Raw genomic sequence first — 14,429 nt, forward strand, 5'->3', positions numbered from 1 at the left:
CCGAATCCGTTTGCTCGTTGCTTTGAAGAATGTCAATATAGATGCATGTCGAATCAAGAGGTTGAGCTGGTCATCATCGGGTCGGGCCCCGCGGGGTTCACCGCCGCGATCTACGCGGCTCGGGCGAACCTCGCCCCGGTGGTGATCGCCGGCTCGGTGACCACTGGTGGCGCGTTGATGACGACTACCGAGGTGGAGAACTTCCCGGGTTTCGTTGACCCTGTCAACGGCCCGGAGTTGATGGAGTCGATGCGTCAGCAGGCCGAACGGTTCGGCGCACGCATCCTGCTCGACGATGCGGTCAGCGTCGACCTCGACGGCCCGGTCAAGACCATCGTGACCGGCGCGGGCGAGACGTTCCGTGCGCATGCGGTGATCCTCACTATGGGCTCCGCGTATCGGAAGCTCGGCCTCCCGGATGAGGAGCGGCTCACCGGCCGCGGGGTGTCCTGGTGCGCCACCTGTGATGGGTTTTTCTTCCGTGAGCAGGAGGTCGTCGTGGTCGGCGGCGGGGACTCCGCGATGGAGGAGGCCCTGTTCCTCACCCGTTTCGCGTCGAAGGTGACCGTCGTGCACCGCCGCGACGAGTTCCGCGCGTCGAAGATCATGGCGCAGCGCGTGCTTGACCACCCGAAGATCGAAGTCGCCTGGAACAGCCAGGTCGCACGCCTGAACGGGGCCGAGAAGCTGGAGTCTGTCACCCTCCGCGACACCGTCACCGGTGCCGAACGTGAGCTACAGGCAACCGGTCTTTTCGTCGCCATCGGCCACGACCCCCGTTCGGAGATCGTCACCGGCATGGTCGACACCGACGCCGCCGGCTTCGTACGCGTGGACCACCCCTCGACTCGCACGAACATCCCTGGTGTCTTCGCGGCCGGCGATCTCGTCGATCACACGTACCGGCAGGCGATCACGGCCGCCGGCACGGGTTGTGCCGCCGCCCAGGACGCGCAGCACTTCCTGTCGCACCTCGAGAACGAGCCATCCACCCTGACCGAGGCCGAGGAGGTCTTCGCATGAGCACACTTACTGCCGTCACCGACGCCACGTTCCGCGACGAGGTGCTGACTTCCGAGATCCCCGTCGTTGTCGACATCTGGGCCACCTGGTGCGGCCCGTGCCGCCAGGTCGCTCCGGTGCTCGATCAGCTCGCTGTCGAGTACGACGGACGGGTGAAGATTGTCAAGGTGGATGCGGATCAGAATCCCGAGACCGTGACCGCAGCCGGTGTCACCTCGATTCCGACCCTCGGGTTCTACCGCGACGGAACCCGCACGGACATCCTCATCGGCGCGCACCCGAAGCCGGTCATCGCCGAGAAGATCGAGGCGATGCTCGCATGACCACCGCAACCGTAGCTTCTGCTCCCGTCGCCGTCCGGCGCCTGTCCACGCTCGACAAGTGGCTGCCGCTGTGGATCGGGCTCGCCATGGTCGCCGGGCTCCTCCTCGGCCGATTCGTCCCCGCACTGTCGGATCTCCTCAACCGTCTCGAGGTCGGCGGCATCTCCGTGCCCATCGGGCTCGGGCTGCTCGTGATGATGTACCCAGTGCTCGCGAAGGTCCGCTACGACAAAGTCGCGGCCGTCACCGGCGACAAGAAGCTCCTGATCTCCTCACTGGTGCTGAACTGGATCGCAGGCCCGGCGGTCATGTTCGCGCTCGCGTGGATCTTCCTGCCCGATCTGCCCGAGTACCGCACCGGGTTGATCATCGTCGGCCTCGCTCGCTGCATCGCCATGGTCGTCATCTGGAACGACCTCGCCTGTGGAGACCGGGAGGCGACCGCTGTGCTCGTCGCGATCAACTCGGTCTTCCAGGTGATCGCCTTCTCGCTGCTGGGCTGGTTCTACCTCACCGTTCTGCCCGGCTGGCTGGGCTTGGACGCCCAGGGGCTGGAGATCTCGATCTGGCAGATCGCGCTGAACGTGCTGGTCTTCCTCGGCGTCCCACTCGTCGCCGGCTTCGCCTCCCGGTGGATCGGCGAGAAGCGTCGCGGCCGCGCCTGGTACGAGGAGAAGTTCCTCCCTGTGATCGGCCCATGGGCACTCTACGGGCTGCTGTTCACTATCGTGCTGCTGTTCGCTCTGCAGGGCGACGCGGTCCTGGCTAACCCGATGGATGTCGCACGTATCGCGCTGCCGCTGTTGGTCTACTTCGGGCTGATGTGGTTCGCCGGGCTGCTGCTCGGCAAGAGCCTGGGCCTGAACTACGCCCGCTCCACGACGCTGGCTTTCACCGCTGCGGGGAACAACTTCGAGCTCGCCATCGCCGTCGCTATCGGCACCTTCGGCGCCGCATCTGGGCAGGCTCTGGCCGGCGTCGTCGGCCCTCTCATCGAAGTCCCCGTCCTCGTCGGGCTCGTCTACGTCTCCCTCTGGGCAGCACGCGCCTGGTTCCATACCAACCCCTACACAGGCGAGAGGAGCGCCGCATGAACGTCACGCTCACGGACGCCGCCGACACCTGCAGCCCCGTCGCCACCCACGCCATCGGCCACGAGGCAGCGTCCACGGTCGCAGCGACCTTGAAGGCCCTGTCGGATCCGCTGCGTCTGCGTATGCTCTCCGCCATCGCCTCCGATCCGCGCGGTGAGTCCTGTGTCTGCGACCTTGCCGAGCTCGCAGACGTGTCACAGCCCACTGTCTCGCACCACCTCAAAGTGCTCAAGGAGGTCGGCGTCCTCACCTCCGAGCGCCGCGGGACCTGGGTCTGGTACCGCATCAACCCCAGCCGCCGCAGCGCCGTCACCGCTCTGCTGGACTCGTTCGCGCCGGCGACCATGACGGAGCCTGGCGAGGGCAGCGACACCGAAGGCCGCGCCGGACATCCCGACTTCGATGCGCGGATTAGCCGCCTCGCCGATGAACTCGCCGCCGAGGTTCCCGAACTCGCCCCAGACACCGTGCTGAGCATCGTTCGCGAGTCCTACACCTCACTCGCCCGCACAGCGAAAGTCACGGGAGCCCTCGTCCCGCTCACGGAGCGATTCGCTCGTCAGCGTCTCGCAGACCTCACCCGGGACCGCGACGCGTCGGTGCCGCAGGTGCTGTTCGTCTGCGTCGCCAACGCCGGGCGTTCGCAGTTGGCCGCGGCCCTGGTCAACCAGATCGCCGGCGGCAACGTCATCGCCCGTTCAGCCGGATCCAGCCCTGCCGAGGTCATCCACCCCCATGTACGCTCGATCCTCGCCGAGATCGAAGGAGAGATCGCGGTCGACCGGTTCCCCAAGCCTCTCACCGACGATGCCGTCCGCGCCGCCGACGTGGTGGTCACGATGGGCTGCGGCGACGTCTGCCCGATCATCCCCGGCGTCCGCTACGAGGACTGGGCCGTCGGCGACCCCGCCCTCGCCTCCCGGGAAGGTGTCGAAGCTATCCGCGACGACATCGAGGACCGCGTGCGCGCCCTCGTCAATGAACTCACCCACTGACCGCCGTTCCATAGGAGCCCTCATGACCGACACAGCCAAGCCCTCCGTCCTCTTCGTCTGCGTCCACAACGCCGGCCGTTCGCAGATGGCCGCAGGGTTCCTCCGCGACACCGCCGGCGACCGCATTGAAGTGCGCTCAGCGGGGTCGATGCCCGCCGATAAGATCAACCCCATCGCCGTCGAAGCAATGAAGGAACTGGGTATCGACATCACTGCCGAACATCCCAAGATCCTCACCACCGAGGCCGTGCAGGCCTCCGACGTCGTGATCACCATGGGCTGCGGTGATGCCTGCCCGTTCTTCCCCGGCAAGCGCTACGAGGACTGGAAGCTCGACGATCCTGCAGGCCAGGGCATCGAGGCTGTTCGCCCGATCCGTGACGAGATCCGCACGCGCATTGAAAGGCTGGTCGACGAAATCATTTGAGTCGAAGCCTGTCCGTTGACGTCCGCCTCGCACACTCGATACGGTCAGCGAGCGACCGCATCGTCGAGGGCGTCCGTGAGGTCGCTGAGCTGGGCCAGTTCGAGCTTTTTGCCGTCGAGGAAGAAGGTCGGCGTGCCGCTGATATCGAGATGCTGGCCGTCGTTGAGGTCTGCTTCGACTCTTTCCTTGGTTGCGGGGCTTGCAATTGCTTCGTCATACGCATCCAAGTCGAGGCCGAGGTCCTGGGCAAAGGTGCGGAACAGCTCGGCGTGAGAGGTCTGCTGCTCGCCCCACTGAGCCTGGGTCTCGAACAGTCGGGCGTACATCTCCTCGAACTTGCCCTGTGGAGCTGCCGCTTCCGCGGCTAGGGCGGCGTTCATGGAGTTGAAGTGCCCGGGCAGTGGGAAGTACCGCACGACGTAGTTGATCTCACCCGCGTAGTCGGCGCGAATCTGTTCGACCACCGGGTAGAATGCCCCGCACGCTTCGCACTCGAAGACCAGGAACTCCACCAGCGTCGGAGCATCCGCGCCGGCGTCGTCCAGGACGTGCGAGTCACTCCGGGCGCCAGGCATGTGCCTGACGAGCCGGAAAGGGCGGGAGCAGGGGGGCCGGGTCAGAATGACCGCGACCAGGGCAACGATCACGAGGGCGATGACGGCGGCGCTGGTGATGAGGGTGACTTTGACAGGGGTCTTCACGAAGAATGGCTCCAGCTTGGGCGGCAGCGTCACCGCAGGGTTGGTCAGGTACGTACGGGTTCGGTTACCGGCGCTAGTTCTCGGAGTCCAGCGGGGCGTCGGGCTGCGCGGACGCCGTTGAGGATGACGACGACCTCGGCGATCTCGTGCACCAGGACGACGCCGGCCAGACCGAGGACGCCGAACAGCGCCAGCGGGAAGAGCCCGATGATGATCGCGAGAGCCAGGGCAATGTTCGCGGTCATGATGCGCCGGCCACGGCGCGCGTGCGCGAGCGCGCCGGGGATGAGGCGGAGGTCGTGCCCAGTGAAGGCGACATCGGCGGACTCGATGGCGGCCGCCGACCCCTTCAGCCCCATGGCAATCCCCACCGTGGCGGTCGCGAGTGCTGGGGCGTCGTTGATGCCGTCTCCGACCATGGCCGTCGGGCGGAGGGTGGTTAGGGATTCGATTGCCCGGGCCTTGTCGGCGGGCAGCTGCTCGGACCGCACATCATCGATGCCAGCCTGCGCGCCGATGGCACGGGCGGTGCGTTCGTTGTCTCCGGTGAGCATGATGGTCTCGATGCCCTGACTGTGCAGCATCCGCACCGTCTCGGCCGACTCCGGTCGCAGCTCATCGCGGATGCCGATGAGCCCGGCGACCGTCCCGTCGGCTTCGACGACGACCACGGTCATGCCCTCCGCCGCCATCCCGTCGGAAGCACCGCTGAGTGCTGCCGGGTCGAGCCAGCGCACGTTCCCGACGCGGATGAGCTTGCCGTCGACGCGGCCGGTGACGCCGTGGCCGGCTTCTTCAACGACGTCGAGCCCGGGTAACGTCTTCGGGGATGTGGCGGTGATCGCGGCGGCCAAGGGATGCGTGCTGGTCGCCTCGATGGCGGCCGCCCAGGCGAGCAGGTCGTCGCGACTGATCCCGTCGGCGGGTCGGACGTCTACCACTGCCGGTTCGTTGCGGGTGAGCGTGCCGGTCTTGTCCAATGCGATGGCGCGGATGGTGCCGAGCTGTTCGAACGCCTCCCCGGACTTGATCACCACGCCGAACTTCGATGCCGAGCCGATGGCGCTGATCACGGTCACCGGCACGGCAATCGCGAGCGCGCACGGGGATGCCGCGACCAGGACAACCAGCGCTCGCTCGATCCAGGTCCCCGGGTCCCCGACGAAGAAGCCGAACAGGGCGACGAGCGCTGCGGCGATGAGGACGACGGGAACCAGCGGGCGTGCGATCCGATCCGCCAGTCGCGCTCGGTCGCCCTTGCGGGCGTGGGCCTGCTCGACGAGCGAGACGATCTGCGTGAGGGAGTTGTCGCGACCGTCCGCGGTCGCCTCGATCCGCAGCGTCGCCGACCCGTTCACCGAACCAGCCGCGACCGGGTCGCCGGGCCCCACCTCGATGGGGATGGACTCCCCGGTGATCGCTGAGGTGTCCACGCTGGAGCACCCCTCGGCGACGACACCGTCGGTCGCCACTCGCTCGCCCGCTCCGACGACGAGGATGTCGAGCTCACGCACATCGGCCGCAGGGATCGTGATGTCGCCACTGAGCCGCGAGACGCGCACACTGTCCGGAATCAGGGACAGCAATGCGCGCAGGCCCTCCTTCGCGCGGTCCATCGCGCGATCCTCCAGCGCCTCGGCCAGGGAGAAAAGGAACGCCAGCGTCGCGGCCTCACCGACATGCCCCAGCAAGACAGCGCCGACAGCGGCGATTGTCATCAGCAGACCGACACCCAGCCGGCCGCGGATCACGCGGCGGATCGCACCCGGGACGAACGTGTACGCGCCGGCCAGCAGTGCAGCCCACGGCAGCACCAGTGCGGGAATCTCCAGGCCCGTCCACTCGAACGCGAACCCGGCGAGCAGGAACACCCCGGACAGCGCCGACGGCAGCAGGGCGACGTCCCGCCACCACGGCGGACGCACCTCGCTTTCTTGATCGGCGCCTGCAGTTGCCGTCAGTGCCGGACCGCAGCACGCATCGCCGTCATCATGAGCAGCCGCGGCCGGTGCCGACACTACGACATCGGAGCCGCAGCACGCGTCTCCCGTGGCGTGCGGCCGCGACAACTCGATGCGCTGGGCCGTACTTGTCTTCCGCGGCTCGTCAGCGCCGCAGCACTCCGCGCTCATGCGCAGCACTCACACTGCTCGTCCACGCACAGCACGCCTTCATCGACCGCGACAACCGCGTCGAGAAGGTGGCGCAGACCCACGGACAGGTGCGGATCCGCGATCTCATACCGCGTGCGACGACCCTCAGGTGTCGTGACCACCAGCCCACAGCCCCGAAGACAACTGAGATGGTTCGACACGTTCGTGCGGCTCAGGCCGAGATCTCGCGCGAGCTCCGCCGGATAGCACGGAGCATCGAGTAGCGACAGCAGGATCCTCGAACGCGTAGGGTCGGCCATCGCCCGGCCCAGCCGGTTCATCACATCAAGACGAGAAGCAATAGTCAGCACACGATGACTATACACGGGTTGATGAACTCTCTGTAATGCCTCCGTGGTCAGCGCTTGAGGATCGCTCCGGTCGTCATCTGCGGCCGAAGGTCGAGTCGGCGCAGGAGCTGCGCGTTGAGTGCGACGACGATGGTCGACAGGGACATGAGGACCGCTCCCACGGACATCGGCAGCACGAACCCGAGGGGTGCGAGCACACCGGCAGCAAGTGGCACCGAGACGAGGTTGTAGCCCGCTGCCCACCACAGGTTCTGCTTCATCTTGCGGTAGGCAGCTCGGGAAAGCTCGATGACGGAAAGTACCGAGCGTGGGTCATCGCTTGCGAGGATGACGCCTGCCGACGCGATGGCCACATCGGTGCCGGCGCCGATTGCGAGGCCGACGTCAGCCTGCGCGAGCGCGGGCGCATCATTGACGCCGTCTCCGACCATTGCGACCTTGCGTCCTTCCTTCTGAAGCTCCTGCACCTTCGCGGCTTTGTCCTCGGGGCGAACGCCGGCGAAAACACGGTCGATGCCCAGGTCAAGGGCGACGGCATGGGCGACGGCTTCTGCATCGCCGGTGATCATCACAACTTGAACGTCGAGCGCGTGCAGCGCATCCACCGCCTCGCGTGATTCGGTCCGTACTTCATCTGCGAGCTTGAGAGCGCCGATCACACGGCCGTCCTGGAGGACATGGAGGATGATCGCGCCGTCGTTGCGCCACTGCTCAGCAACAGGCAGCTCCGCGGCGTCCTCCTCGGTGAGCAGGTGCGGTCCACCCACCCGCACAACGGTGCTGTTCACCGTAGCGGTGACGCCAACGGCGGGCGCCGAAGTGAAATCAGAGCTTCGCGGCACATCCAGCCCGCGGTCGGCTGCAGCGCGGACGATGGCCTTGGCGAGGGGATGTTCGCTGTCGGCTTCGGCGGCAGCAGCGAGGGCCAGCACCGGGTCCGTATCGCCGCCGTCGACCGCGGAGATCTCCGACACCGTCGGTTCGCCCTTCGTGAGGGTGCCAGTCTTGTCGAACAGCACAGTGTCGACGGTGCGCATGCTCTCCAGCGCGAGACGGTCTTTCACGAGCACGCCGCCGCGCGCGGCTCGTTCGGTGGCGATGGATACCACTAGCGGAATGGCCAGTCCAAGGGCATGGGGGCAGGCGATCACGAGCACCGTGATCGTGCGGATGACGGCCTCGTCCGGGAACCCGATGGCCGTCCAGACGGCCGCGGTGACGAGGCCCGCGCCGAGAGCGAACCAGAACAACCAACCAGCCGCCGTGTCGGCGAGGCGCTGTGCACGGGAGGAGGAGCTCTGCGCGTCCGTGACGAGGCGCTGGATCCCGGCGAGCGTGGTGTCGTCGCCGGTGGCGGTGATCTCCACGCGCAGCCCGGAGTCCGTGGCCACGGTTCCGGCGGTGACGTAATCATCGACGCCACGAGTCACGGTGCGGGATTCGCCGGTGACCATGGACTCGTCCATGGATGCGCGCCCTTCGACGATGCGCCCGTCCGCAGGGACGCTGCCACCTGGGCGGACAATGACGATGTCCCCGACGACGAGCTCCGACGGAGAGACGGTGACGACGCCGTCACCCTCCACCCGTTCTGCTTCGTCGGGAAGGAGTGCGGCCAGGGAGTCGAGCGCAGACGTGGTCTGCGCGAGCGAACGCATCTCGATCCAGTGACCGAGCAGCATGATCACAATGAGCAGCGCGAGCTCCCACCAGAAGTCCAGCTCATGGTGCAGCAGTCCAATGCTCGCACCCCACGACGCGACAAACGCGACAGAGATGGCGAGCCCGATGAGCAGCATCATCCCGGGCTTCAGGGCGCGGATCTCCCCCACCGCGCCGACCAGGAACGGACGGCCACCCCAGACGTACATCACGGTCCCGAGCACCGGAGACACCCAGCTGAGGCCGGGCACGTCAGGGAGGGCGTAGCCGAGGATCATCGCGAACATCCCCGACAATGCGACCGTCGGAACCGCGAGAACCAGCATGATCCAGAACAAGCGACGGAACTGAGCTACATGGTCACCGTGGCCCCCATGTCCGCCGTGACCGGCATGCGTCTCATGCCGCTCGTCCCCGCCGTGCTGGGCATGAGTGCCGTGCGCGGCGGGACGTGTCGGGCCGGCCTGTCCGTGTGCCGCCACGCTTGGGTCACTGTGGTGCGACGCGCGGTCCCCCTGATCCTCCATGGCAGTGGCTCCCGTGCGCTCCGGTGAGGTGCCCTCAGGGGACGTGTGGCCGTGGTGCCCGGTATGGGCGGCGCCTTCGTGGTGCGGGTCGGTCATGGACTCATCCTCCTGGTGAACGAGATACGGGGCTGGGCGCCGATACGGTGGACTGCCCAGCAAACGCAGAGACTCGGGCAGTGACGACGCGCTCCGCGGGCCCTGCGTCGAAGTGCGGGTGCACCCGGCGCAGCAGCATTAGTTCCGTGTGCCTGCACAGCGCATCTCCGGCTGGCGTCCACGATATACCCGTGGGGGGTACTGTGGTCAAGGGTGAGGGACAGGTGACGCCGGCGTCGTCCCGACATCAGCAGTTCGTTCTCACACATAGATTTCAGTGCTACCGTCATCGAGCGATGGGAGGATCAACGATGCGAATCGCGGTGCGTGCAACGCCACGGCAGCTGTCGCTGCGCTCAGTGCTGATGCTCGGCGCCGCCGCAGTTCTGATCATCGTCGGCCTGCTCGCTATGCACACCTTCACCGCAGAGTCGGCAGGACACGGTTCCACCGGTGTTCATGTGGCCTCAACGGTCACCGTGGGGCACGACTTGTCATCGATGAGCAGCGCCTCCGCCGATTCAAGCACCTGTGACCCGTCGTGCGACGGTCCTGCCGGACAGACTCAGCGGCACGCGGACGTGATGGCCGCCTGCGTCTTGGCGTTGTTGGCTGGGCTACTGCTGTTGATCCCGCCGGTGGCGCTGCGGTGTCGGAGCTTCGCTCCCGGACAGGTCATGGCGCGGCTGGTGTGCGGCGCGACGGTCACTCTTCCTCGCGCGCCATCGTTGATTTTCCTGTCGATCAGTCGGACCTGAGCAGTTCGCCGCCGGACCAGCCTCCGGCTTCGTGGCGCCTTCGTGGCGCCTATTCGGTGAACCCTAAAACGACTTTGAAGGAACAACAATGAAGAAGACATCGATGGCTCTCAGCGCGGGTGCTCTCACCCTCGCATTCGCCCTGACAGGCTGCACGGATACCGGTAAATCACCCTCCCAGGAGAGCATCACACCGCCGGCATCGTCGTCCGCTTCGACGGCTAACGCCACTGAAGCCGACAAGATGTTCGTCACGATGATGATCCCGCACCACGAGCAGGCCGTCGAGATGTCCGACGTCCTGCTCGACAAGGACGGCGCCGATCCTCGTGTCGTCGAGCTCGCTGAGCAGATCAAGGCGGCACAGGGGCCGGAGATCGACAAGATGCTGAGCTGGCTCAATGACTGGGGTGTGGAGTACGACCCGGAATCTATGAGCGGCATGAGCCACGGATCCATGGACAGCGGTGACGGCATGATGTCCGAAGAGGACATGACCCGCCTCGAGGACGCCGACCCCGCCGAGGCGAACCGTCTCTTCCTCGAGCAAATGATCCAACACCACAAGGGTGCCGTCGACATGGCACGCACCGCACTTGCGGACGCGCAGAACCCCGACGTGCTCGAGCTCGCTCAGCAGGTGATCGACGACCAGACGGCTGAGATCGAGGTCATGCAGGACCTCCTCGAAGAACTCTGAGAATCAAGGGGGGGCGGGTGGTGCACACCACCCGCCCCGATTCCCGCCTTTGCGCGCTCTCCAGCGTGAGCATCCACCGCGACGCAGCACGTCTGGCCGTCGTATCCCTCACCCCCGGCCACCTCGGTGGCCGCTACCGGAAACCCTCATGAAGCGACCCCTCCTCACTGCAACTGCCCTTCCCGCCCTCATTATCGTCATCACCGGATGCTCCGCGGCCCAGCCGAACGAATCCGCCCAGACTGGCCGTATCGAGCACGTCCACGGCATCGCCGAAGACCCTCGCGGCGACGATCTGCTCGTGGCCACTCACGATGGGGTGTTCATCGTCACCCTGGACGGGAACGTCACTGGTCCAGTCGGCGGCCATGACTTCGATGCCATGGGGTTCATCGTCACAGGGAACACTTTGTTCGCATCCGGGCATCCTGGGCAGAACACACCTGCCGAGCTGGGGGCTCCCAACCTCGGCATCATCCGCAGCGACGATCATGGACTGACGTGGACGCCTATCGCCCTCAACGGAACCACCGACTTCCACGTGCTCACCGCCGCGCCAGATGGAACCCTGTATGGGGTGGCATCGAGTCAGGTGAACGTTCTCTCCAGCACGGATGACGGGAAGCAATGGACAACGCGCGCGCCCATCGCCGCGGCTGACCTCGCCGCCACCAGTTCGGGCCTCTACGCCGCTGCCGAACAGGGTCTTCTCGTCAGCACCGACGGAGGTGACAGCTTCACGCCCGTGCCTAGCGCGCCCCTGCTCTACGCTATCGACGCTCGCCCCGATGGCAGGCTGGTCGGTGCTGGCACCGATGGCGGCCTCTGGGCGCAGGAGCCCAGTGGCACCTGGCAGCGCCTGGGATCTCTCCAAGGTGCCGCGCAGGCGCTGAGTGCGACTGAGGATCGGATCCTTCTCGTCGACGACCGAGGGATTGTTGCAGCCACGGATGGCGGCGCCTCCGTCCTCGTCGCCATTCCGTGACCACGAGCGCGCCCTCGACTACCCCGGAGCCGTTATGCCTAACCACCAGAATCCCTTGCGGAATTTCGCGTTCTTCATCGTCGCCGCCACTATAGGTGTGGTCGTTTTCGCCTTTGCGGTCTATCTCTCAATCGGAATGCTCTTCCAATGACCCGATACGACCAGTGGGAAATGTCCCCGCGTCCGCAGACCGGCGTCTCACAAAAACCCGCGCCCCCTGTTTCGCCCGTCCAACGCCTGCACCGTCGGCTGGTTCGCCTCGGATGGGCGCTCCTCGCCGCTGGTCCTGCCCTTGGTGTGATTCACGCGATTACCGACGTGCTCCTCGGCGGTACCGCCACTTGGTGGACGTACACCATCGCCGGCTATGACACGGCGCTTATCGTCATGATCATCGGTACGGCATTGGTATGCCGATCCACGCCGGATGAGCCGGAATGAACCGTGTGACGGCTCGACGGCCGGCCCACGCGGTCCTGACCTTGATATAGGCCGAGGCTGGCAGACGGTATGCACGGCTGTGATGATCGGTGCAGCGCGAGGCGGCCCGCGTCACTATTGGGCGCGGGCCGCCTCGACTGCTGGTGACTTGTAGCGGAAACTCTTAGGCTCCGTCCGCCGCTGCCCGCTGGGCATGACGTGCTTGCGCCACGGCGTCGGAGGGAATCACCAGAGTCGGCAACGTGGCGTGATGAAGCACATTCGCCGACGTGCTGCCCAGCACGGTAGCTCTGACACCGCGGAGCCCGCGCGAGCCGATCACGATGATGTCGGCATCCAGGCGGTCGGCGGCATCCAGGATCGCCTCGGAGGCGGTGACGACAGCCGACGACACGAGCGATTCCGCCTCGAGCCCCTTGGCCCGTGCCAGCTCCGCGCCCTCGGCGGCGATGACTTCGGATGCGTCCAGTGCGGCGCGGTCGAGAGCATCGAGCTTCTCCAGGGCGGGGTGGCCCTGAAGGTGCGCGGCGAATCCCTCCATGGGCTGTCGAGCGTAGAAGACGACGGCCGCCGAACCCGGGAAGAGCTTGGAGACGGATTCGATGGCGTACTTGGAGTTGGGCGAGCCGTCGTACGCGATCAGCAGTCTTGGCTTAGGCATGGCTTCTTCTTTCGATTTGAGATGCGGAGATGAGAGACGGCGTCACGCGACCGGCAGGGAATGCGCGGGGCGCTTGGTGCGGAAGAACGCCGGCACGAGAATCGCTCCCAGGAGCGCGATGACTGCCGCGGCGATGAACGCGGCGGAATAGCCCCGGGTGAGAGCTTCCGGATCTCCCAGCTGGCCAGCCCCAAAGCCCGCCGCGACGGCGGAGACTGCAGCGAGGCCGATGGCGGACCCCACCTGGTAGCTCGTGTTCACGATTCCGGATGCAAGTCCGCCCTCCTCCGGGGGCGCGGCGGAGATCGCTACCTGAAGTGAGGGGATGAACGCGAGGGCCTGCCCGAAGGCTACGACGAGGGACGGTCCGAATGCGTCAACCCAGTAGTTGCCGTCCGGGCGGATGAACGCCATCCAGCCCAGACCCGCGGCGAGCACGACGAGCCCGAGTACGATTGGCGCCTTCGGTCCGACCGCGGCGATGATGCGAGGAGCGAGGACGATCATGCCCAGCATGATCAGGATCGTCATCGGCAGCAACGCGGCCCCGGCAGGGAACGCGGTGAAGCCGAGCACCTGCTGCAGGTACAGGTTCAGGAAGAACCACATCGGCACCCACGCGCCACCGAGAAGCACCTGCGCGAGGTTTGCCGCGCCCAGGTTGGGGGAGCGGAAGATCGACAGGCGCATGAGAGGTTCGCGCTTGGCGCGCTGAATGACGAGGAACAGCACGAGCAGGACGACGCCAGCCCCAATCGCGATCCACGTCTCGGCCGCGGCCCAGCCCGCAACCTCCGCGCGCACGATGCCGTACACGAGAGCGGCGAGGCCCAGGGTGACGGTCAGAGCTCCGATGACGTCGACAGATCCACGGGCGCCAAGCTTGCCGCCGGGCAGGGCCTTCCACATGAACAGCAGCACGAGCACGGCGATGGGCACGTTGATGAGGAACACCCATGGCCACGAGGCGAACTCGGTGATTACGCCGCCGAGGAATACTCCCGCGGTCCCGCCGGCCGGGGCGGCTGCACCGTAGAAGGCCATCGCCTTAGTGAGTTCCTTCGGGCTGCCGCCGAACAGCATCATGAGCAGAGTGAGCGCTGCCGGAGCGATGAGTGCGGAGCCCGCGCCCTGCATGACGCGGCCGATCAGCTCGACCGGCACGTCGCCTGCGAGGCCTGCAACGAGGGAGCCGACTGCCAGGATCACCCAGCCGGTCGCGAACATTCTGCGGGGACCGAACAGATCGGAAAGTCGGCCACCGAGAAGCAGAAGACCGCCGAGCGCGATCACGTAGGCGTTGAAGACCCAGGAAAGATCGTGCGGTGTGAAGCCGAGGTCGACCTGCATCTGTGGAAGCGCTACCCCGATGATCGAGGCGTCCATGATGACCATGAACTGAGCAAGCGCGATGAGGAAGAGGCCCCACCATCTGGCGTTGCTGGTCGGAGGGGACGAGGACATGTTGAAGCTCCATTCGATTCGGGTGGCATAGCCGTGAAACAAGTACAACCTATACCCTAGGGGGGTACGGTACAACCAAACAGTGTCAGGTGCCATCTTGTTCCACCC

15 protein-coding genes are annotated in these 14,429 nt (G+C 66.2%); 9 read left to right on the plus strand and 6 right to left on the minus strand.

Annotated elements, in window-relative coordinates:
- Positions 1 to 45 precede the first annotated feature (45 nt).
- The 5 genes from trxB to JOE67_RS04370 are packed head-to-tail and all read left to right on the plus strand — an operon-like array spanning position 46 to position 3,862.
- Positions 46 to 1,023, plus strand: a complete 978-nt coding sequence (gene trxB / locus JOE67_RS04350) for a thioredoxin-disulfide reductase (protein WP_204974315.1) — start codon at positions 46 to 48, stop codon at positions 1,021 to 1,023.
- Positions 1,020 to 1,346 carry a thioredoxin gene (gene trxA, locus JOE67_RS04355; RefSeq protein WP_204974316.1) on the plus strand — a complete coding sequence of 109 codons (327 nt, stop codon included), beginning with the start codon at positions 1,020 to 1,022 and terminating at the stop codon, positions 1,344 to 1,346. The genes trxB and trxA overlap by 4 nt, the downstream gene beginning before the upstream one ends.
- Positions 1,343 to 2,440, plus strand: coding sequence for an ACR3 family arsenite efflux transporter (gene arsB, locus JOE67_RS04360; protein ID WP_204974317.1), 1,098 nt, complete (start codon positions 1,343 to 1,345; stop codon positions 2,438 to 2,440). The genes trxA and arsB overlap by 4 nt, the downstream gene beginning before the upstream one ends.
- Positions 2,437 to 3,435 (plus strand): metalloregulator ArsR/SmtB family transcription factor, encoded by a 999-nt coding sequence (locus JOE67_RS04365; protein WP_204974318.1) that lies wholly within the window; start codon positions 2,437 to 2,439, stop codon positions 3,433 to 3,435. Before arsB ends, JOE67_RS04365 begins: the two co-directional genes overlap by 4 nt.
- Positions 3,436 to 3,457: 22 nt before the next feature.
- Positions 3,458 to 3,862, plus strand: a complete 405-nt coding sequence (locus JOE67_RS04370; RefSeq protein WP_204974319.1) for an arsenate reductase ArsC — start codon at positions 3,458 to 3,460, stop codon at positions 3,860 to 3,862.
- Positions 3,863 to 3,906: 44 nt separating this feature from the next.
- On the opposite strand, the gene JOE67_RS04375 is transcribed toward JOE67_RS04370, so the two are convergent.
- The 4 genes from JOE67_RS04375 to JOE67_RS04390 all read right to left on the minus strand — a co-directional run bounded on the left by JOE67_RS04375 (position 3,907) and on the right by JOE67_RS04390 (position 9,312).
- Positions 3,907 to 4,596 carry a DsbA family protein gene (locus JOE67_RS04375; protein ID WP_338041492.1) on the minus strand — a complete coding sequence of 230 codons (690 nt, stop codon included), beginning with the start codon at positions 4,594 to 4,596 and terminating at the stop codon, positions 3,907 to 3,909.
- 11 nt (positions 4,597 to 4,607) lie between these two features.
- The gene (locus tag JOE67_RS04380; RefSeq protein WP_204974320.1) at positions 4,608 to 6,488 is read right to left on the minus strand and encodes a heavy metal translocating P-type ATPase; all 1,881 of its coding nucleotides are present in this window, start codon (positions 6,486 to 6,488) and stop codon (positions 4,608 to 4,610) included.
- 203 nt (positions 6,489 to 6,691) lie between these two features.
- Positions 6,692 to 7,027: a Cd(II)/Pb(II)-sensing metalloregulatory transcriptional regulator CmtR gene (gene cmtR, locus JOE67_RS04385; protein WP_338041493.1), complete on the minus strand. Its 336-nt coding sequence runs from the start codon at positions 7,025 to 7,027 to the stop codon at positions 6,692 to 6,694.
- A gap of 47 nt (positions 7,028 to 7,074) precedes the next feature.
- A complete protein-coding gene (locus JOE67_RS04390) occupies positions 7,075 to 9,312 on the minus strand; it encodes a heavy metal translocating P-type ATPase (RefSeq protein WP_420827634.1) in 2,238 nt (745 codons plus the stop codon).
- Positions 9,313 to 9,623: 311 nt separating this feature from the next.
- Between JOE67_RS04390 and JOE67_RS04395 the strand changes: the two genes are divergently transcribed.
- The 4 genes from JOE67_RS04395 (at position 9,624) to JOE67_RS04410 (ending at position 12,196) form a co-directional block, all read left to right on the plus strand.
- Entirely contained in the window at positions 9,624 to 10,070 is a 447-nt protein-coding gene (locus tag JOE67_RS04395) for a DUF6153 family protein (RefSeq protein ID WP_204974321.1), read from the plus strand.
- An 88-nt stretch (positions 10,071 to 10,158) separates the two neighbouring features.
- Positions 10,159 to 10,770 (plus strand): DUF305 domain-containing protein, encoded by a 612-nt coding sequence (locus tag JOE67_RS04400; RefSeq protein WP_204974322.1) that lies wholly within the window; start codon positions 10,159 to 10,161, stop codon positions 10,768 to 10,770.
- A gap of 148 nt (positions 10,771 to 10,918) precedes the next feature.
- On the plus strand, positions 10,919 to 11,755 hold the full coding sequence (locus JOE67_RS04405; protein WP_204974323.1) for a F510_1955 family glycosylhydrolase: 837 nt from the start codon (positions 10,919 to 10,921) through the stop codon (positions 11,753 to 11,755).
- Between the two features lie 147 nt (positions 11,756 to 11,902).
- A complete protein-coding gene (locus JOE67_RS04410; RefSeq protein ID WP_204974324.1) occupies positions 11,903 to 12,196 on the plus strand; it encodes a hypothetical protein in 294 nt (97 codons plus the stop codon).
- A gap of 163 nt (positions 12,197 to 12,359) precedes the next feature.
- On the opposite strand, the gene JOE67_RS04415 is transcribed toward JOE67_RS04410, so the two are convergent.
- Both JOE67_RS04415 and JOE67_RS04420 read right to left on the minus strand, forming a co-directional pair.
- Complete coding sequence (locus JOE67_RS04415; protein WP_204974325.1) at positions 12,360 to 12,857, minus strand: universal stress protein; 498 nt, start codon at positions 12,855 to 12,857, stop codon at positions 12,360 to 12,362.
- A gap of 42 nt (positions 12,858 to 12,899) precedes the next feature.
- Positions 12,900 to 14,321, minus strand: a complete 1,422-nt coding sequence (locus JOE67_RS04420) for an MFS transporter (protein ID WP_204974326.1) — start codon at positions 14,319 to 14,321, stop codon at positions 12,900 to 12,902.
- Positions 14,322 to 14,429 lie beyond the last annotated feature (108 nt).

Origin of the sequence: Microbacterium esteraromaticum (assembly GCF_016907315.1) — a bacterium.
GTDB classification, from domain to species: Bacteria; Actinomycetota; Actinomycetes; order Actinomycetales; family Microbacteriaceae; genus Microbacterium; species Microbacterium esteraromaticum.

Excerpts from the sequence above, each read along its gene's own strand:
- trxA (WP_204974316.1), top strand. The coding sequence starts at position 1,020 with ATGAGCACACTTACTGCCGTCACCGACGCCACGTTCCGCGACGAGGTG.
- JOE67_RS04415 (WP_204974325.1), bottom strand. The coding sequence starts at position 12,857 with ATGCCTAAGCCAAGACTGCTGATCGCGTACGACGGCTCGCCCAACTCC.
- arsB (WP_204974317.1), top strand. The coding sequence starts at position 1,343 with ATGACCACCGCAACCGTAGCTTCTGCTCCCGTCGCCGTCCGGCGCCTG.
- JOE67_RS04390 (WP_420827634.1), bottom strand. The coding sequence starts at position 9,312 with ATGACCGACCCGCACCACGAAGGCGCCGCCCATACCGGGCACCACGGC.
- JOE67_RS04370 (WP_204974319.1), top strand. The coding sequence starts at position 3,458 with ATGACCGACACAGCCAAGCCCTCCGTCCTCTTCGTCTGCGTCCACAAC.
- JOE67_RS04400 (WP_204974322.1), top strand. The coding sequence starts at position 10,159 with ATGAAGAAGACATCGATGGCTCTCAGCGCGGGTGCTCTCACCCTCGCA.
- trxB (WP_204974315.1), top strand. The coding sequence starts at position 46 with ATGTCGAATCAAGAGGTTGAGCTGGTCATCATCGGGTCGGGCCCCGCG.
- JOE67_RS04395 (WP_204974321.1), top strand. The coding sequence starts at position 9,624 with ATGCGAATCGCGGTGCGTGCAACGCCACGGCAGCTGTCGCTGCGCTCA.
- JOE67_RS04405 (WP_204974323.1), top strand. The coding sequence starts at position 10,919 with ATGAAGCGACCCCTCCTCACTGCAACTGCCCTTCCCGCCCTCATTATC.
- JOE67_RS04365 (WP_204974318.1), top strand. The coding sequence starts at position 2,437 with ATGAACGTCACGCTCACGGACGCCGCCGACACCTGCAGCCCCGTCGCC.
- JOE67_RS04420 (WP_204974326.1), bottom strand. The coding sequence starts at position 14,321 with ATGTCCTCGTCCCCTCCGACCAGCAACGCCAGATGGTGGGGCCTCTTC.
- JOE67_RS04410 (WP_204974324.1), top strand. The coding sequence starts at position 11,903 with ATGACCCGATACGACCAGTGGGAAATGTCCCCGCGTCCGCAGACCGGC.